The organism is Streptomyces blattellae (assembly GCF_009709555.1).
In the GTDB taxonomy this organism is placed as follows: Bacteria; Actinomycetota; Actinomycetes; order Streptomycetales; family Streptomycetaceae; genus Streptomyces; species Streptomyces blattellae.
In genome coordinates, this window is sequence record NZ_WJBG01000112.1 from 158,859 (window position 1) to 176,111 (window position 17,253).

Sequence of the window (17,253 nt, forward strand, 5' to 3'; positions counted from 1 at the left end):
GAGATTCCGGCCCTCTCAGCAGCAGGACTGACCCTCTGGCATATGTCAGAGGAAAGGGCGGTCGTTCGCAATCCCGTACCCGCCCGTCTTCACCTCCTGTCATCACAGAACCGCGCTGAGGAATTCCCGCGTTCGGTCCTGCTCGGGGTCGCTGAAGATTTTCTCCGGTGGCCCGGCCTCGATGACCCGGCCGGAATCGAACATCAGGACCTGGTCCGAGATGTCCCGGGCGAAGTTCATCTCGTGGGTCACGCAGAGCATCGTGATGTCCGTGGAACGGGCGATGTCCCGGAGCACGTCGAGGACGCCCGCGACCAGCTCCGGGTCGAGCGCCGACGTCACCTCGTCGAGCAGCAGCACCTGCGGGCGCATCGCCAGCGCCCGCGCGATGGCGACGCGCTGCTGCTGCCCGCCGGAGAGCTGGGTCGGACGCGCGTCGCACCTGTCGCCGAGACCCACCAGGTCCAGCAGCCCGCGCGCCCGCTCCTCCGCCTCGTCCTTGGACATACCGAGCACGGTGACCGGTGCCTCGGTGATGTTTCTGAGGACCGTCATGTTCGGGAACAGGTTGAACTGCTGGAAGACCATGCCGATCTTCTTGCGGACCTCGCGGATCTGCTTCTCCGGCGCGGGGAACAGTTGCTCCCCGTCCACGGTGATGGTGCCCTCGTCGGGCTTGGTCAGCGTCATCAGCAGCCGCAGGATCGTGGTCTTGCCGGAGCCGGACGGGCCGATCAGGGTGACGTGCCTGCCCGCGTTCACGGAGAAGTCGAGATGGTCGAGGACCGTGTTCTCGCCGAACCGCTTGGTCACGTTCTCCAGGCGGATCAGTTCGGTCGAGGGTGCCGGCACGTCGGTCGGGTTCTTTTCGGTGTCAACGGACAAGGCGTCGCTCCAGAGTGCGCAGAAGGACGGAGGCGAGGTAGGAGATGAGGATGAAGGCCACGCCGATCACGGTCAGCGGCTCGGTGAACCGGAAGGTCTGCTGGGAGAACAGCCGTGCCTCGCCCATCATGTCCAGCACGGTGATGGCCATCAGCATCGGCGTGTCCTTCAGCATCGCGATCACGTAGTTGCCGAGCGCCGGCACGACCCGGCGGATCGCCTGCGGCAGGATCACCACGGTCCACGTCCGCCTCAGCGGCAGGTTCAGCGCGGTCGCCGCCTCCCACTGGCCGACCGGCACGGCCTCGATGCCGGCCCGGTAGACCTGCATCGTGTACGTCGAGTAGTGCAGGCCGATCGCGAAGACGCCGGTGGTCAGCGCGGAGAAGGTCAGGCCCCACTCGGGCAGCACGTAGTAGAGGAAGAACAGCTGCACCAGCAGCGGGGTGTTGCGCACGAACTCCGTGACGATCCCGACCGGCCAGGTCACCCAGCGCGTCGGCACCCGCATCAGCAGCGCCCACACCAGGCCCAGCGCGAACGAGATCAGCGAGCCGAGCACCAGCGCCTGCAGGGTGACCAGCAGGCCGTCCCAGAAGTGCGGCATGAAGTCGGCGACCGCTCCCCAGTCCCAGTTCACCGGACACCACTCCCCTCAGGCACGCGTACCGCGGCCACCTTCTTCTGCGGTGCCTTGCCGACTCCGGCCTTCAGCTTCTTCTCCAGCCCGCGCATCATGCGCGTGAGCAGGAAGGCGATCACGAAGTAGATCAGCAGGAGGTACGTGTAGATCTCCGCGCTCTCCTGCAGCGCCAGCCGCACCAGGTTGCCGCTGAACGCCAGATCGCCCATGCCCATGATCGACACCAGCGCGGTGCCCTTGAGCAGCTCGATCAGCAGGTTGGAGAACGGCGGGATCATCTCCGGCACCGCCTGCGGCAGCAGGATCAGCCGCATCCGCTGCCAGGGCGTGAAGCTGAGCGCGATCCCGCCCTCCTGCTGCGCCGGGTCGACGGCGGTCAGCGCGCCGCGCACGATCTCGGAGCCGTACGCCCCGTAGGTCAGCCCGAGCGCGAGCGTGCCCGCCCACATCGGCACCAGCTGCCAGCCGAACGCGGGCGGCAGCACGAAGAACACCCAGAAGATCATGACCAGCGCGGAGGTGCCGCGGAACACCTCGGTGTAGAAGCCCGCGAGGAAGCGGACGATCCACAGGCGGTGGGTGCGGGCGATGCCGACCACGAAGGAGACGGCGGCCGCGAGCAGCGAGCTGAAGAAGAGCAGCTGGATCGTGACCCAGACGCCCCTGAGTACGAGTTCCCACAGTCCCGAGGTCATCCGCCGCACAGCTCCTTCGCGGTGAGGTCGGTCATCTCGGCCCTGGTGAAGCCGAAGGGCCGGAGGATGCGGAGCAGCTCGCCGCTCTCCTTGAGCTTGTGCAGCTCCACGTTGAAGGCGTCCCGGAGTTTCGTCTCCGTCGGCCGGAACGCGAAGGCGCCTCCGTCGACATGCGGCTTGCCGTCGACGATCGGCCTGAAGGGCTCGGTCGACTCGGCCTTGCCGGAGTTCTTCACCACCTCACGGGTGGTGAGCGCCGTCCCGGCGAAGACGTCGACGCGCCCCGCCTCGACGGCGTTCAGCCCGGCGACCTGGTCGGGGACGATGAGGATGTCGCTCTCCTTGTACCCCGCCTCGACGGCGTACCCGATCTCCGCGTATCCGGTCCCGGTCGCGAACTTCGCGTTCTTCTCGACGACGTCCTTGTAGTCGTGCAGCCCTTTCGGGTTCCCCTTGCGCACGATGAAGGCGTCGAGCATCTGGTAGTCGGGGTCGGCGAATATGACCTCCGCGCAGCGCTCGGGATTGACGTACATCCCGGCCGCGACGACGTCGAACTGCTGCGAGTTCAGCCCCGGGATCAGCGACCCGAACTCCGTCGGCACGGGCTGCACCCGGTCCACCCCGAGCCGTTTGAAGATCACCCGCGCCAGTTCCGGTGCCTCACCGGTGAGTTCGCCGTCCGTGTCGATGTACCCGAAGGGGATCTCGCCCGCGATCCCGAGCCGTACGACACCCTGCGCCTTGAGCCGGCCGAGCAGATCACCGCCCTCCGTGGACGAGGCCGTGGCCACGCGTGAGCAGCCCGCGGTGCCCAGCGCGCCGACCGCCGCCACCCCCGCGAGCAGCGACCGGCGCGTGGGCCCGGACATACGTGTGGGCCCGGACATATAGGAGCCATGTTCCAGTGATGGAGCCATGGCGGCGCGGCTACCCGACCTCATGTGACTTATGCGGGGCGATTTCAGCCCCTGTCCGGCCCCGTCCGCGCCACGCCCTCTTGACCGGCGGGGGACCATGGAGTGCATGGCTGATCGCTACATCGAGGTATCGCTGGTCAAGCGCGCAATCACCTGCCGGGCCCGGCTGCTCGACGACCGTGCGCCGATCACCTGCGCGGCCGTCTGGGATTCCCTGCCGCTGTCCGGCGACGTCTACCACGCGAAATACGCACGCAACGAGATCTACGCCCTTTTCCCGCCCTTCGCCCCAGCGGAACCTCCCCTGGAAAACCCGACAGTCACTCCCATTCCCGGCGATCTCTGCTATTTCTCCTTCGCGGGAGCGGAACTCGGCACGAACGCCTACGGCTACGACCGCGAGGTCCGCCCCGGCACGACCGTCGTCGACCTGGCCCTGTTCTACGAACGCAACAACCTGCTGCTCAACGGTGACGTGGGGTGGGTGCCGGGGATTGTGTGGGGTCAGGTGGTCGAGGGGCTGGAGGAGATGGCCCGGGGGTGCAACGACCTGTGGCGTGCGGGGGCGGAGGGGGAGGCGCTGGCCTTCCGGAGGGCGTGAACGGCATGGCGCCCGGACGCGGCCTGAACCGGCCAACGCCCAGGGCGCCATCCACCTCGGCCGCCACTTGGGCCGGAGCACGGACCCTCGATCCACCGCGTGAATGGTGCCCCCGTGTATCCCGTGTATCCCGTGTATCCCGTGTATCCCGTGTACCCCGTGTAATTCGGAGGCGTCGGGCCCGCCCGCGCAGGATCATGAGGCATGCGCCCCGACGACTGGTACTCCACCGGCGACCTCGACGCCTTCCTCGCCCGCGCCGGAGACTTCCTGCGGTCCCGGCCCGACCTGCACACCGTCGTGCTCACCGTGACCGAAGGGCTGCGTACACGGGGGCTGCACGCGTACGGTCCCGAGGCGCCCTTCTTCGGGCTGCGGGAGGAGGGCGGGGCCGTGCGCGCCGCCTACTTCCAGACTCCGCCCTACCGCCTGTATCTCACCCCGCTCACCACGGAGCGGGCCGACTCCCTCGCCGCGCACCTGGCCGGCCTCGGCCGGACGCTCCCCGGGGCCGGTGGGGAGCGCGAGTCCGTGGCCGCCTTCGCCGAGGCCTGGCAGCGGCACACCGGGGCCACGGCCGTGCCCTGCCAGCGCCAGCGGCTGTATCGGCTCGGCACCCTGACCGTGCCGAAGCCGGTGCCGGAAGGACGGGCGCGGCTCGCCGGGGAGGGAGACCGGGAGCTGCTGGTGAGGTGGTTCGAGGAGTTCACCAGGGATGTCGGGGAAGGCGGCACCGAGCGTGGGGAGTCCTGGGCCGACGCCCGCCTCGCCCACGCCGGCGTCACGCTCTGGGAGGGCCCGGACGGCACCCCGCTCTCCATGGCCGGGCTCACCCCGCTGGTCGCCGGCCAGCTCCGGGTCGCGCCCGTCTACACCCCGGCCCTGCTGCGCGGCCGCGGTTACGCCGGTGCCGCCACCGCGGAGGTCAGCCGCCTCGCCCGCGAGCGCGGGGCCGGCGAGGTGCTGCTCTTCACCGACCTGGCCAATCCGACGAGCAACGGCCTCTACCAGCGCATCGGTTATCGTCCGGTGGCGGACTTCGCGGTGTACGACTTTCCGGGCCAGCGCAGTTCCTGAGCCCAAGCCCTGTCCGTGCGGCGGTAGTTCACGCGTACGTGCCGCCTGTGCTCGTCCCCCTGGAAGAACTCCACGGCCGTCCCGTGGTGTACGTGTACGTGTACGTGTACGTGCCACAGCCGCACCCGGCGGCGGTTGCGATCATCACCGTCACACCCGACGACGGGGGGAACGAGTCGCAGATCTGAGAGGCCCTGGTAGCGGGGATGCACCCTGCTCCACCCGACCTGGGGCCGGTGAGGGACGTGCCCCATGTGGCGAGGCGCCACCTGCGCGTTCGTTTCGGTGGCGCCTCGCCTTCACGCTCACTGCCCCGGCAGCGCTTCCGCGACCTGGCGGAAGTGGGCGGCTGCCCCGTCGAGCCGGTCGGCCAGCTCGAAGGCGATTTCCTTGGGTGAGGCGAAGTCGCTCAGCTCCGGGGCGGGGTGGGCATTGCTGTCGGAGTCCGCTTCCCCGCGGGGCGCAGCACCCGCACCTGCGGCAGGAGAGCGGGAAGCGGCCGTGGGCTTCGCTACGCGGTGGGAGCCTTGGTGAGAACGTCCTCGACGCGGAGCCGCGGGGTGTGGGGCCTGTTCTGCGTCTTCGCACGTCCGGTCCTGACCAGGATCTGGGGGTGGTCGCCCACTCCCAGACGCTTCGCCAGCCTCGTCCGCGAGTCCTCGTCGCACGTCGCGGCCGCGAAGGTGTCGAACGCGAGCCGTTCGGATGTCGCCCTCAGGAACAGTTCCTCGTGAGCCATGCCGGCCCGGATCCAGTCGTGCGGAGAGTCGCCCGGAGTGAGCAGGACGATGATCATCGGCGCATCGGTGAGCTGCTTGCGGTCCTTGATCGAGAACCAGGTCCCGATCTTCGCGTGGCGCACGACGAACGGCGCGAGCGGTGAAATGGGCCCCGGAATCCCCTGCCCGGACGCCGGCATCCCCGTGCGCGTCGTCGTCGTGTTCGGGTGGACGTGCTGAGCGAGCTCGCCGCGGAAGTCCTTCGAGTTGATCAGCTTCTTGGAGCTGATCGAGGTGAGGTGCGCGAGGGCCCGCTTGTCGTCCGCCGAGGTGTAGGTGCGGACTTCGACGCCCGCGACCTCGAAGTCCGTGAGCCGGGCCTTCAGCGGCTCGCTCAGTTCCTCCTTGTAGAAGTTGGACCGGTTGGAGACCCGGCGCGTGATGGCGTCGATCCAGTCGGTCGACGACTCGGCGTCGTCGCGAGCGTCGGCGAGCGTAACCCTGACGTATGACTCGGTGCCCTCCCCGACGATCTGCGCGTCCGCGGCAAGCCCATAGCATTCGGCCGCGCGGACGAAGTTCCGGGCCGTCGTGCCCAGGGCCATGAAGGTGATGCGGTCGTTCGGGTCCGACACCCGCAGCACCCGCGACCACTCAAGCTTGATGAGCAGTGACCCGGACTCGTGGTCGATCTCGTACCGCCACGGCTGGGCGTTGTGGCCCGACGGCGCGAGAATCGCGAAGCGCAACAGGAATGTGATCTGCGCGGCCCGGTCGCTGCTCGGGAACCCCGTCCGCTGCGGGGTCCACTCGGTCAAGGTCATCTTTGCCATGTCTGCCTTCTCCTGCCGACGGGGAATCAGCCGCTCTGATAGTGCGTAGTTACGCTACTAACGACTAATGTCGTCCACAAGGGCGCCGCGGCTCTTGGCTTGGCGTTTACTGACGCGAATGAGGGCGGGCTGACTGTCACGGGCGCCAGCGCCGGGAGGCCGTGCGGATGCAGGCGGCCGAGCTGTTCGAGCGGCTCGTCGACGCCGCAGTCACCAAGGGCTGCGACTGCGGCTGCCCGCACTGCTACCTCGGCTTGAAGCGGTTCAAGGGGGTGCCGTGGGCCGACAAGGCGTGGCTCGACATTATGCGCGACGCGGCGGGCTCCGGCTCCAGATCACGGGTGGCGAACCGCTGACCGACCGCGTCGACCGCCGGTCTGCGGCGAGGCGAGAACCAAGTGTGTGCTCAGTCTCAGCGACGCGCCGCGACACGCCGGACAGTTCGGCGCGTTGCTGAGACTCAGGTACCAGTTGGCGAGCACCGACCGACTTCGCCAACAGCATCCCCGTAGGTTCGAGGGCGGCTCGCCGTCCACCCCGCCCGTACCGCAGCAAACATGCTGCGTTCAGAAGCGCGTACCACCCCCGCCCGCCCCGGCCTCATACAACGCATGCGCCGCCCGCAGCACCACATCGTCCCGATGTCGCGCCCCCACGATCTGCATCCCGATCGGCAGCCCGTCCCCGTCCGCCCCCACCGGCACCGTCGCCGCCGGCTGTTGCGTCATGTTGAACGGGTAGGTGAACGGCGTCCACCCCGTCCACCGTCGATGCCCCGACCCCTTGGGCACCTCGGCGCCCGCCTCGAACGCGGTGATCGGCAGGGTCGGCGTGAGAAGCAGGTCGTAGGACTCGTGGAACTGTCCCATCCGGCGCCCGAGTTCCATGCGGACGTCCACCGCGGCGAGATAGTCCAGCGCGCTGCAGCGGGCGCCGAGGGCGCAGATCTCCCGTAGCCCCGGATCGAGCAACTTCCGCTGCTGCGGCCCGAATTGCTGCGTGACCCGGGCCGCGCCGCTGAACCACAGGGTGTGGAAGGCGTCCACCGGGTCGGCGAAGTCGGGGTCGGTCTCCTCGACGTACGCGCCGAGGCCGGCCAGCCGCTCCACGGCACGCCGTACGGCCGCGGCGACCGCGGGCCGCACCGCCACCTGACCGCCCAGCGACGGCGAGTACGCCACCCGCAGCCCGCGGACGCCGCCCGTGAGGGCCTGGACGAAGGAGGCCGTCGGTGCGAGCGCCGACCAGTCCCGGGCGTCGGGCCCGCTGATCACGTCCATCAGCAGCGCCGCGTCCGCCGCGTCCCGCGTCATCGGCCCGACGTGCGCCAGCGTGCCGAAGGCGCTCGCCGGGTACAGCGCCACCCGCCCGTACGTCGGCTTGAGCGCGAAGATCCCGCAGAAGGCCGCCGGGATACGGACACTGCCGCCGCCGTCCGTCCCGAGCGACACCGGCCCCGCGCCCAGCGCCACGGCCGCCGCGCTCCCGCCGCTCGAACCGCCCGCGGTGCGTGAGGTGTCGTGGGGGTTCCTGGTCACCCCGGACAGCGGTGAGTCCGTGACGCCCTTCCAGCCGAACTCGGGGGTCGTGGTCTTCCCGAGGAACACGGCACCGTGCTCGCGCAGCCGGGCGACGGAGGGGGCGTCCTCGTCCCAACGGCCGTCCGGATCAATGGCCTTGGAGCCCTTGAGCGTGGGACCGCCCCGCATCAGCAGGATGTCCTTCACCGTCACCGGCACCCCGTCCACCAGCCCGGCCGGCTCCCCGCGCCGCCATCGTTCCGCGGACGCGGCGGCCTGCGCGAGCGCGTCCCCGGAGTCGAGGCGCAGGAACGCGTTGACGGCCGGCTGCGCCTGCTCGGCCCGCTCAAGGGCCGCGCGGGTCGCCTCGACGGGGCTGAATTCGCCCTTGCGGTAGCCGTTGACGAGTTGTACGGCGGTCAGCTCGGTGAGCTCCGACATGCAGCAGCCTCCCAGGGCGTCAGCGTCCGGGTACGTACCCGCGCTTCTTGTCGACCACGTTCAGCAGTGATCTGCCCGCCTCCCAGCGCTCGTACAACTCCACGAACTGCCGGCCCAGTTCGTCCCGCCAGCCGATCGTGTCGCCGCTCATGTGCGGGGACACGATCAGGCCCGGGAGCTGCCACAACGGGCTGTCGGGGGTCAGGGGCTCGTGCTCGAACACGTCCAGGGCGGCGCCCGCGATCCACCGCTTCGACAGCGCCTCGGCGAGCGCGTCCTCGACGACCAGCTGGCCGCGGCCGACGTTGATGAAGCGGGCGGAGGGCTGCATCACGCCGAAGCGGCGGGCGTCGAACATGCCGTGCGTCTGCTCGGTGAGCGGCGCTGCCGCGATCACCCAGTCGGCGCGGGCCATCAGCCGGTCGAGGTCGTCGGGGCCGTGGATGCCGGTGCGCGGGGTGCGCCCGACGAGCGCCGTCGTCACATCGAGGGCCTTGAGCGTACGGGCGATCGTCCGCCCGATCGGGCCCGAGCCGACCACGCACGCGCGCGTGCCCGCCACCCGCTGCGACTCGCGGTGCCGCCACTCCCGGGCGCGCTGCAGCTCCCACGTCCGGGGCAGATCCTTGGCCATCGCGAGGACGAGCGCGGCGACGTACTCGGCGATGGGCTGGTCGAAGACACCGCGCGCATTGGTCACCACCGTGTCGGAGCCGGCCAGCTCCGGGCACATCAGATGGTCCACGCCCGCGCTCGCCGTGTGCACCCAGCGCGGGCGCGGGCCCTCGCCCGGCCAGGCCTCGCGCACGGCGTGCGAGGTGAAGTCCCAGACCAGCAGCACATCGGCGTGCGGGAGGCGTTCGGCGAGGGTCGAGGCGTCCGCGTGCTCGATCCGCGCGCGGCCGGTGAGGCGGCCGAGGCGGGGCGGTGGTTCGGCGTCGAGGACGAGGAGGGTGGGGGCGGGCGGGGGTGAGGTCATTCAGGGGCCGTTTCGTGGTGGCGTACGCCGTCTGACGTGGGCGGTGATACGGCGGTTACATGGCGTTGACCTGCGGGCGACATGCGAGGATTGACCACGCTCGCACCCGAACCTACCGTCGTCAACATGGGCGGGCGTTGGGTCCGCTGCCCTCTCGTTTCTCCTGTGAGGCCGGTGCCTGCCATGGACGTCTCCTTTCTGGGCGGACCGCGCCCACAGCGCGGTGTCGGTGTAGTGGCCCCCTTCGACTTCGCGCTCGATCGTGAGCTGTGGCGCTGGGTGCCCGACGAGGTCTCTCTCCATCTCACGCGCACGCCGTTCGTGCCCGTCGAGGTCAGCCTCGACCTGGCCCGGCTGGTCAGCGAGCACGAGACGCTCGGCGACGCCGTGCGCACCCTGAACGCCATCACACCCGAGGTCGTGGCCTACGCCTGCACCTCCGGCAGCTTCGTCGGCGGCGTCGCGGGCGAACGCGCGATGTGCGAGGCGATGACCCGTGAGGGCGCGGTGCCGTCCCTCACGACGTCCGGCGCGCTGCTGGAGGCGCTGGCCTCGCTGGGCGCGAGAAGGGTGGCGCTGGTGACGCCGTACACCGTGTCGGTGACCCGCTCGCTGGAGGAGTACGTGGCGGAGGCGGGCGTCACGGTCACGGGCTGCGCGTTCATGGGCCTGACCCGGCACATCTGGAAGGTGCCGTACCGGAACGTGGCGGAGATGGCCCGGCAGGCGGTGCGCCGGGGCGGGGCGGACGCCCTGTTCATCAGCTGCACCAACCTGCCCACGTACGACGTCATCCCCCAACTGGAGGCGGAACTGCGCCTCCCGGTGATCTCGGCCAACCAGGTGACGATGTGGGCGGCACTGCGCCGGCTGGGTACCCGAGCGGTGGGGCCGTATCAGCGGCTGGTCGATCCGGCCGCGCGCAGTGGCCCCGTACTGCCGGAGGAAGAGCAGCAGCAGGAAGGGTGGACATGACAGCACTCGGATTCCTCTACCCGGGCCACTCCGCCGAGGACGACTATCCACGCATCGAGCAGCTCCTGGGCAGCGACATCCGGCTCGACGTGATCCACACGGACATCGGCGAGGACGCCCACCGCGTCGACGCGCTGCTCCGGATGGGCTCGGCGGAGCGACTCGCGGCGGGCGTCGACGCCCTCCGCCTGACCGGTGCCGAGGCGGTGGTGTGGGCCTGCACCAGCGGCAGCTTCGTCTACGGCTGGGAGGGCGCCCACGACCAGGTCCGCACCCTCGCCCGCACCGCCGGCATGCCCGCCTCGTCGACGTCCTTCGCCTTCGTGCACGCGGTGCAGGAGCTGGAGGTGGGGCACGTCGCGGTCGGTGCCACGTACCCGGAGGACGTGGCGGACCTGTTCGCGGAGTTCCTGCGGGCGGGCGGCGCGGAGGTGGTCGGCGTGCGCGGTTCCGGGATCATCACCGCGGCGGAGGTCGGCACGTGGGGCGAGGACGAGGTCCTGGCGCTGGCCCGCGAGGCGGACCACCCGGACGCGCAGGCGGTCCTCCTCCCGGACACCGCCCTGCACACCGCCTCCCACCTCCAGGCCCTGGAGAAGGAACTGGGCAAGCCCGTCCTCACCGCCAACCAGGTCACGGTCTGGGAGGCCCTACGCCTGACGGACCGACGCGTAAACGCCCCCACACTCGGCTCTCTGTTCACCAAGGAGCCGATCGTGCAGGCGTGAGCCCACCCACCCAGTCGGCCACCCACACAGCCCCGTCCGGCGCTGAGGGCGAGCCGCTCCAAGACGCGGATTCCGGCGGGGGTGCACGGCGGGGCGTCCTGGCGGGCCCAGAGGGCGAAGTCCCGGTGGCGTACGGGGGTGGATTTCGGCGGGTGTGCAGGGGGTGGGGTGTCCTGGCGGGCTCAGGGGGTGGAGTCCCGGTGGCGTACGGGGGTGGATTTCGGCGGGGGTGCAGGGGGTGGGGTGTCCTGGCGGGCTCAGGGGGCGGTGTTCCGGTGGGGTGCGGGGGTAAATTTCGGCGGGGGTGCAGGGGGTGGGGTGTCCTGGCAGGCCCAGAGGGCGGAGTCCCGGTGGCGCACGGGGGTGGATTCCGGCGGGGGTGCAGGGGGCGGAGCCTCCTGGTGGGGTTGAAGGGGCGGAGCCCCTGGGGATGGGACGGGTAGGGGCGGCGGGGGCGAGAAACCTCCCCGGGAATAACCGGAGACACCCTCCTGTTCATCCTGGCGCGGACAGCGCACGGCACCAACACAGGAGGCTCCACCGTGACGGCAGACGAGATCCGGGGTACGGCGCAGGGCACGGCCCCCACCCCCCTCTCCGTACTGGACCTGGTCACCGTCGGCGCGGGCCACACCGCCACCGATGCCCTCCGCACCAGCGTCAGGCTGTCCCGCCTCGCGGAATCCCGCGGCTTCCACCGCTACTGGGTGGCCGAGCACCACTCCATGCCCGGCGTGGCCTCGTCGTCGCCCGCCGTGATCCTCGCCCACCTCGCCGCCCACACCACCCGCATCCGCCTCGGCTCGGGCGGCGTGATGCTCCCGAACCACGCCCCGCTCGTCATCGCGGAGCAGTTCGGCACGCTGGAGGCGCTGGCCCCCGGCCGCATCGACCTCGGACTGGGCCGCGCCCCCGGCACCGACGGCGCCACCGCCGCCGCCCTCCGCCGCACCGACCGGCTCAACGAGGGCGCCGACGACTTCCCCGACCAACTCGCCGAACTCGTCCGCTTCCTGGACGACGACCTCCCCGACGGCCACCCCCACCGCCGTATCCACGCCGTCCCCGGCCCGATCCAGGCCACGTCCCCCGGCGGCGTCCAGTCCCCGCACCGCCCCCCGGTCTGGCTGCTCGGCTCCTCCGGCTTCAGCGCCCGTCTCGCCGCCGCCCTCGGCCTGCCGTTCGCCTTCGCGCACCACTTCTCCGCGCAGCACACGATCCCGGCCCTGGACCTCTACCGCGAGTCCTTCCAGCCGTCCGCGCACCTCGACGAGCCGTACGCCGTCATCGGCGTCTCCGCGCTCGCCACCGACGACGAGAAGGAGGCCCGCCGCCAGGTCATGGCGGGGGCCCTGAACATGGTCCGCCTGCGCACCGGACGCCCCGGCCTCGTGCCCACCCCCGAGGAGGCCGAGGCCTACGCGTTCAGCGCCATGGAGCGGGAGTTCATCGCCTCCTGGAACTCCAACATCGTCCACGGCACCGCCGACGAGGTCCGCTCCGGCCTCGACGACCTCCAAAAGCGCACCGGCGCGGATGAGCTGATGCTCACCTCGCACGCCCACGACGGAGCCCTCCGCGTCCGCAGCTACGAACTCATCGCGGACGCCTACGGGTTGCCGACCGCCGCCTGAACCTCCGGCGGACGCAGCAGTTCGGAGATACGATCCGGCGGCACCGGACGGGAGTACAGCCACCCCTGCCCGGTGTCGCACCCGATGTGCCGAAGCCGGGTGGCCTGCGCCGATGTCTCCACGCACTCCGCCGTGACGGTCAGCCCCAGCCGGTGGGCGAGCTGGATCATCGCCTCGACGACGACCTCGTCCGCCGGGTTGGGCGCGACGGCCTTGTCGGCGGAGGCGTCGGTGCTGTCGTACTGGAAGCCCCGTACGAACGACCCGTCGAGCTTCAGCACCGACACCGGCAGCCGGCTGAGGTAGGCCAGGTTCGAGTAGCCGGTGCCGAAGTCGTCGATCGCGATGCCCACGCCCATCTCGCTCAGCGCCTGGAGCGCTTGGAGGGGGCGGCCGGACGAGCCCATCACCGCGGACTCGGTGAGTTCGAGCTGGAGCAGGTGCGGCGCCAGGCCCGTCTCCGCCAGCGTCTCGGCCACGTCCGCCACCAGGTCGGAGTCCCAGACCTGGCGGACCGCCACATTGACGCTGACGAACAGCGGGGGCTCGTCCGGGTGTTCCACCTGCCAGCGCCGTGCCTGCCGGCAGGCGGTGGCCAGCACCCAGCGGCCCAGCGGCACGATCGAACCGTCCTCCTCCGCCAATCCGATGAACCGATTCGGCGTCAGTACGCCGAACTGTGGATGGTTCCATCTGACCAACGCCTCGACCCCGCGCAGCCGTCCGTCCTCCATGCCCACCAACGGCTGGTATTCGAGGGTGAATTCACCGCGCTCGATGGCCGGGCGGAGGGTGGAGGCAAGGGCCTGGCGAGTCATGCGGTGGGCGTTGCGCTCCGGGTCGAACAGCGTCCAGCGGTCCTTGCCGTCGGCCTTCGCCCAGTACAGCGTGGTGTCGGCGGCCTGCATCAGACCGGTCGCCGTGGTCCCCGCCGCCCGGCGTTCGACCACCCCGATCGACGCCGAGACCGACAGCCGCTGCCCGGACAGGTCGAACGGCGCCTGCAGGGCCCGCAGCACCGACTCGGCCAGATCGGCGAGTTGCTCGGTACCCGTCGAATCCTCGACCAGCAGGGCGAATTCGTCCCCGCCGAGCCGCGCCACCAGAGGCACGCTCGCTCTGGCGTAACCGGCCTCGTCCGCACAGCGGTTGAGGCGTTCCGCCACGGCGGCCAGCAGCCGGTCGCCGACCCGGTGGCCGAGCGTGTCGTTGACCGCCTTGAAGCCGTCGAGATCCAGGTAGCACAGCCCGATCCGGCCGGTGCCGCCCTCCGCGTACGCATCCGCCTCCAGCGCGGCCGACAGGCGCTCGAAGAACAGTGTGCGGTTGGGCAGCCGGGTCACCGGGTCGTGCATCTGCAAGTGCCGCAGCCGCGCCTGGAGTTCACGCCGGGCACTGATGTCGAAGGCGGACAGCAGCACCGCCCCGGCCCGGTCCGGCAGCGGCCCGACCGTGATCTGCACCCACACCGCCTGCCCGTCGGGATGCTTGATACGACGCGTGCAGCACAGCGGCGCCTGCCGCCCGCGCAGCACCTCGCGATACGCGTGCCAGGTACGGGCGTCGGACGCCAGGTCCATCAGATCGGCGGCCAGCCGCCCGGCCAACACCCCTGGCCGCGCGCCGAGTAGCGCACCGAGCGCGTCGTTGGCGCTGACGACCAGGCCCTCGCGGTCGACCACGGCCATCGCGAGCGGGGCGGCGGAGAACACGGAACGGAAGTCGACTGGTGGGGCCAGAGCGCCCGGGTCGGTACCGGGCGACAACATTTCATCACTGTCTGTGACAGCAGGCCGGATGAGATCTGCCGTGGGCGCCGGCCCTTCGGACGTTCCGCTCACCGCTCGCTCCCGCAGTGCATTCGATCATCGGATGGGTCTCGTCGGGTGGCCGGCCGGGGAGGGAGGCCGCCGGGCCGTGTCCGGGCTGGAAAGTGTGCCGATCATAGAGGCTGGCCCCGGGCCCTTCCAGCCACTGTCCAGTGTCCCTGACGCACCGGCCCTTCCGGCAGATCGTTTCTGCCCGCACCTGGGCGGGTTCTTCGGGCCCCCGACCGGGTGTGACGTTCCGTGAGCGATTCGGGGGTGTCGGCTTCGGCTGTTGCCACTGGTGCTCTCTTCTGACGGTCTCCCGGGTTTCTCACTCATCTGGTCCAGACAAACAGGACGTAATGCGACAATCTCCCACAGGCTGGATGCGGTGTCCCGCGAACCGCACCCGGAGGTCCCCGTGCCGCGTCAGCTCTCCCTCACCGGACTCACCCATGTGGTCCGCCGAGGGGTCGGCCTGGCGGCGGCACGGCCCCGACTGCGCAGTACGGCCGCGGTGTTCACCACGATGTCCGCACTCGCCGCGACATCCCTGATCACGGGCCCCTCGGTCGCCGAGCCCTTCTCACCGGCCTCGTGCGCCCTGCGCCGCACCGACGCCCATCACTCGGAGGGCGTGGACACCTGGAACGCCGCCTATCCGCGCCCGGCCCGTCGGCTGGACGCGGTGATGGTGTTCCTGTCCTTCCCGGACTCCGCCCCGGTGACCACCCCCGCCGAACTGACCGCCGACCACTTCCCGGCCACCAGCCGCTTCTTCGAACGCTCCTCCTACGGCCGCTTCACCCTGCGCCCGCACCCGCTCCGGCACTGGATCGGGATGCCGCACTCGTCGATGTCGTACGCCATACAGCGCGACTGGAACTCCGCGCACCGGGCGGCGTTCCTGCGCGACGCCATGCGGGTGGCCGACCCGCACGTCGACTTCTCCCGCTACGACATCGTGTACTTCGTCGCCGATCCGCACGCCCCCGGCGTCGACTCGGACGCGACGAAGGTCGTCAACCTGGAGACTCCGCTGCGGGCCGACGGAGCGGATCTGCGCCGGGTCGTCACGGTCTTCGAGCAGCATCCGCCGGACCGGCTGGTCCTGGCCCACGAGACCGGGCACGTCTTCGACCTGCCGGACCTGTACCACCGCCCGGAGGACGGGAAGGGCGACTGGGACACCCATGTCGGTGACTGGGACCTGATGGGCAGCCAGTTCGGCCTGGCGCCCGATCTGTTCGGCTGGCACAAGTGGAAGCTGGGGTGGCTGGACGGCCGCCAGGTGAGATGCGTGCAGGGCGGCGGGCCCACCCGGCTGACCCTGGAGCCGCTCGCGGCGGGCCCGGGCGACCCGGCGATCGGTGCCGCGGGCGCCCCGTCCTTCGGCCTCGGCCACGGCACCAAGGTGGCCGTCCTCCGCACCGGCGCCGACACGGCCCTCGCCTTCGAGGCGCGCGGCCCCGTCGGCAACGACGCGACGGCCTGCCGCCAGGGCATCCTCGTCTACCGCATCCGCAGCGGCGAGGCGTCCGGCGGCGGCCCGATCCAGGTCATCGACGCCCACCCCCGCACCGAGGCCTGCTGGGCGAACTCGGTCTACCCACCCCTCGCGGACGCCCCCGTCGCCCTCGGCGAGACCTTCACGGTGCCGGGCGAGGGGGTCCGGGTGGAGGTGGAGGGACGAACCGGGTCGGGTGCGTGGACGGTGAAGATCACGGGCCGGTGACTCCTCGGCCGACGTCCACTGCGCCCGGCGGTGACGGCGACGGGGCGTGGGCGGCGAAGCTCTCACTGGGCGCGGCGAGGCCGTGCGGAGAGGGCGATGGCGGTTCCGGTGATTCCTTGGCCGATGTCCACTGCGGCGCGGGCGGGTGTGTGTGGGGGGGCGTAGCCCTTACTGGGTGCGGTGAGGCGGCGGGGAAAGGGCGGGTGGCGGTTCCGGTGGCTCCTTGGCCGACGTCCACTGCGGCCGACGGCGAAAGGGGGGTGTGGGTGGCGAAGCCCCCACAACGCGCGGCGAAGCCGCGCAAAAACAACGATGGCGAAACGGTTCGCGCTTTCCGCGAACACGCCTCGCCATCGCCATCGTGCGCCGCCAGGGACTCGAACCCCGGACCCGCTGATTAAGAGTCAGCTGCTCTAACCAACTGAGCTAGCGGCGCCTGCTGACGTCGTAGACCTTAGCATCCTGGTCGGCGGGAGGAAAAATCGATATCCGTACGGTGGTCCGGGCCGCCCGCACGGCCGCCCACAGCAGGATTTCCGGGCCCGGCAGCCAGGGGCGGCGGGTGTCAGGGGCGACGAGCCAGCGGGAGTGGAGGCCGATCGCGCCCAGGGGTGCGGGGAGGGTGACGGCGTCACCGTTGCCGTGACAGAGCAGTGGCGGGATTCCTCCGGTACGGCCCGGCCCGCGGTCGTCGGCGCCCCACTCCTCCCAGTCCAGCAGCGACGGCAGCCGCTGCGCCGTACCCGGCCCGGCGAACAGCAGCATCCGCCCCCGGAACACCGCGACCGGCCCGGACCCCGGGCCCTCGTCCCACAGCTGGTCCAGCATCTGCCGCCCGAAGATCGCGGGCGCGCTCACGACATCGAAGACGTTTCCGCACGGCAGCACCACCGGGGCATCCGGCCGCTCCTCCCAGAGCGCGAGGGTGCCCCGCGGGTACACGCCGGCGGACGCCAGCCACGCGGCACCGTCCACGGTGACACCGGACACGTCGAATCGATCGGACAACGTCTCATTGCGGGTGCTGCGGTCCATACCGTCCAGATCTACCGGCGGTGAA

At 70.8% G+C, this 17,253-nt stretch carries 17 protein-coding genes, 1 tRNA gene and 1 pseudogene; 8 read left to right on the plus strand and 11 right to left on the minus strand.

Going from position 1 to position 17,253, the window contains the following annotated elements; translation table 11 throughout:
• Nucleotides 1-102: 102 nt before the first annotated feature.
• From ehuA to ehuB, 4 genes are read right to left on the minus strand one after another with little or no spacing between them, the layout of a single operon-like run.
• Nucleotides 103-885, minus strand: a complete 783-nt coding sequence (gene ehuA, locus GFH49_RS06225) for an ectoine/hydroxyectoine ABC transporter ATP-binding protein EhuA (protein ID WP_155054742.1) — start codon at nucleotides 883-885, stop codon at nucleotides 103-105.
• Nucleotides 875-1,525 (minus strand): ectoine/hydroxyectoine ABC transporter permease subunit EhuD, encoded by a 651-nt coding sequence (gene ehuD / locus GFH49_RS06230; RefSeq protein WP_155054743.1) that lies wholly within the window; start codon nucleotides 1,523-1,525, stop codon nucleotides 875-877. Before ehuD ends, ehuA begins: the two co-directional genes overlap by 11 nt.
• A complete protein-coding gene (gene ehuC, locus GFH49_RS06235) occupies nucleotides 1,522-2,223 on the minus strand; it encodes an ectoine/hydroxyectoine ABC transporter permease subunit EhuC (RefSeq protein WP_155054744.1) in 702 nt (233 codons plus the stop codon). The genes ehuD and ehuC overlap by 4 nt, the downstream gene beginning before the upstream one ends.
• Nucleotides 2,220-3,113: an ectoine/hydroxyectoine ABC transporter substrate-binding protein EhuB gene (gene ehuB, locus GFH49_RS06240; RefSeq protein WP_230396180.1), complete on the minus strand. Its 894-nt coding sequence runs from the start codon at nucleotides 3,111-3,113 to the stop codon at nucleotides 2,220-2,222. Before ehuB ends, ehuC begins: the two co-directional genes overlap by 4 nt.
• Before the next feature lie 136 nt (nucleotides 3,114-3,249).
• Here ehuB and GFH49_RS06245 point away from each other — a divergent pair, with 136 nt between their 5' ends.
• Together GFH49_RS06245 and GFH49_RS06250 are read left to right on the plus strand one after the other, a co-directional pair.
• Nucleotides 3,250-3,744: a DUF3830 family protein gene (locus tag GFH49_RS06245; RefSeq protein ID WP_196217869.1), complete on the plus strand. Its 495-nt coding sequence runs from the start codon at nucleotides 3,250-3,252 to the stop codon at nucleotides 3,742-3,744.
• A 204-nt stretch (nucleotides 3,745-3,948) separates the two neighbouring features.
• Nucleotides 3,949-4,821 carry a GNAT family N-acetyltransferase gene (locus tag GFH49_RS06250; protein WP_155054747.1) on the plus strand — a complete coding sequence of 291 codons (873 nt, stop codon included), beginning with the start codon at nucleotides 3,949-3,951 and terminating at the stop codon, nucleotides 4,819-4,821.
• Here the strand turns inward: GFH49_RS06250 and GFH49_RS39900 are convergent.
• A pseudogene (locus GFH49_RS39900) lies at nucleotides 4,764-4,895 on the minus strand (pyridoxine 5'-phosphate oxidase C-terminal domain-containing protein); the annotation flags it as partial. The gene GFH49_RS06250 and the pseudogene GFH49_RS39900 sit on opposite strands and share 58 nt — an antisense overlap.
• Between GFH49_RS39900 and GFH49_RS39905 the strand changes: the two are divergent.
• Complete coding sequence (locus tag GFH49_RS39905) at nucleotides 4,869-5,009, plus strand: hypothetical protein (RefSeq protein ID WP_230396194.1); 141 nt, start codon at nucleotides 4,869-4,871, stop codon at nucleotides 5,007-5,009. The pseudogene GFH49_RS39900 and the gene GFH49_RS39905 sit on opposite strands and share 27 nt — an antisense overlap.
• 323 nt (nucleotides 5,010-5,332) lie before the next feature.
• Here GFH49_RS39905 and GFH49_RS06260 read toward each other — a convergent pair whose 3' ends face one another.
• On the minus strand, nucleotides 5,333-6,373 hold the full coding sequence (locus tag GFH49_RS06260) for an Acg family FMN-binding oxidoreductase (RefSeq protein ID WP_155054749.1): 1,041 nt from the start codon (nucleotides 6,371-6,373) through the stop codon (nucleotides 5,333-5,335).
• Nucleotides 6,374-6,540: 167 nt separating this feature from the next.
• Between GFH49_RS06260 and GFH49_RS06265 the strand changes: the two genes are divergently transcribed.
• Complete coding sequence (locus GFH49_RS06265; RefSeq protein ID WP_155054750.1) at nucleotides 6,541-6,729, plus strand: hypothetical protein; 189 nt, start codon at nucleotides 6,541-6,543, stop codon at nucleotides 6,727-6,729.
• Between the two features lie 210 nt (nucleotides 6,730-6,939).
• Here the strand turns inward: GFH49_RS06265 and GFH49_RS06270 are convergent, their stop codons facing one another.
• Nucleotides 6,940-8,334, minus strand: coding sequence for an amidase (locus tag GFH49_RS06270; protein WP_155054751.1), 1,395 nt, complete (start codon nucleotides 8,332-8,334; stop codon nucleotides 6,940-6,942).
• Between the two features lie 19 nt (nucleotides 8,335-8,353).
• On the minus strand, nucleotides 8,354-9,313 hold the full coding sequence (locus GFH49_RS06275; protein WP_155054752.1) for a D-2-hydroxyacid dehydrogenase: 960 nt from the start codon (nucleotides 9,311-9,313) through the stop codon (nucleotides 8,354-8,356).
• A gap of 183 nt (nucleotides 9,314-9,496) precedes the next feature.
• Between GFH49_RS06275 and GFH49_RS06280 the strand changes: the two genes are divergently transcribed.
• From GFH49_RS06280 to GFH49_RS06290, 3 genes are all read left to right on the plus strand, one after another.
• On the plus strand, nucleotides 9,497-10,288 hold the full coding sequence (locus GFH49_RS06280) for a maleate cis-trans isomerase family protein (RefSeq protein WP_155054753.1): 792 nt from the start codon (nucleotides 9,497-9,499) through the stop codon (nucleotides 10,286-10,288).
• On the plus strand, nucleotides 10,285-11,016 hold the full coding sequence (locus GFH49_RS06285) for a maleate cis-trans isomerase family protein (RefSeq protein ID WP_155054754.1): 732 nt from the start codon (nucleotides 10,285-10,287) through the stop codon (nucleotides 11,014-11,016). Before GFH49_RS06280 ends, GFH49_RS06285 begins: the two co-directional genes overlap by 4 nt.
• A 542-nt stretch (nucleotides 11,017-11,558) precedes the next feature.
• A complete protein-coding gene (locus GFH49_RS06290; protein WP_155054755.1) occupies nucleotides 11,559-12,650 on the plus strand; it encodes an LLM class flavin-dependent oxidoreductase in 1,092 nt (363 codons plus the stop codon).
• Here GFH49_RS06290 and GFH49_RS06295 read toward each other — a convergent pair.
• Nucleotides 12,626-14,491 carry a putative bifunctional diguanylate cyclase/phosphodiesterase gene (locus tag GFH49_RS06295; protein WP_155054756.1) on the minus strand — a complete coding sequence of 622 codons (1,866 nt, stop codon included), beginning with the start codon at nucleotides 14,489-14,491 and terminating at the stop codon, nucleotides 12,626-12,628. The two genes, GFH49_RS06290 and GFH49_RS06295, sit on opposite strands and share 25 nt — an antisense overlap.
• 358 nt (nucleotides 14,492-14,849) lie before the next feature.
• Here GFH49_RS06295 and GFH49_RS06300 point away from each other — a divergent pair, with 358 nt between their 5' ends.
• A complete protein-coding gene (locus GFH49_RS06300; RefSeq protein WP_196217870.1) occupies nucleotides 14,850-16,193 on the plus strand; it encodes a M6 family metalloprotease domain-containing protein in 1,344 nt (447 codons plus the stop codon).
• A gap of 362 nt (nucleotides 16,194-16,555) precedes the next feature.
• On the opposite strand, the gene GFH49_RS06305 is transcribed toward GFH49_RS06300, so the two are convergent.
• Nucleotides 16,556-16,629 (minus strand) — tRNA-Lys (locus GFH49_RS06305).
• Nucleotides 16,620-17,228, minus strand: a complete 609-nt coding sequence (locus GFH49_RS06310; protein ID WP_155054757.1) for a bifunctional DNA primase/polymerase — start codon at nucleotides 17,226-17,228, stop codon at nucleotides 16,620-16,622. Before GFH49_RS06310 ends, GFH49_RS06305 begins: the two co-directional genes overlap by 10 nt.
• Nucleotides 17,229-17,253 lie beyond the last annotated feature (25 nt).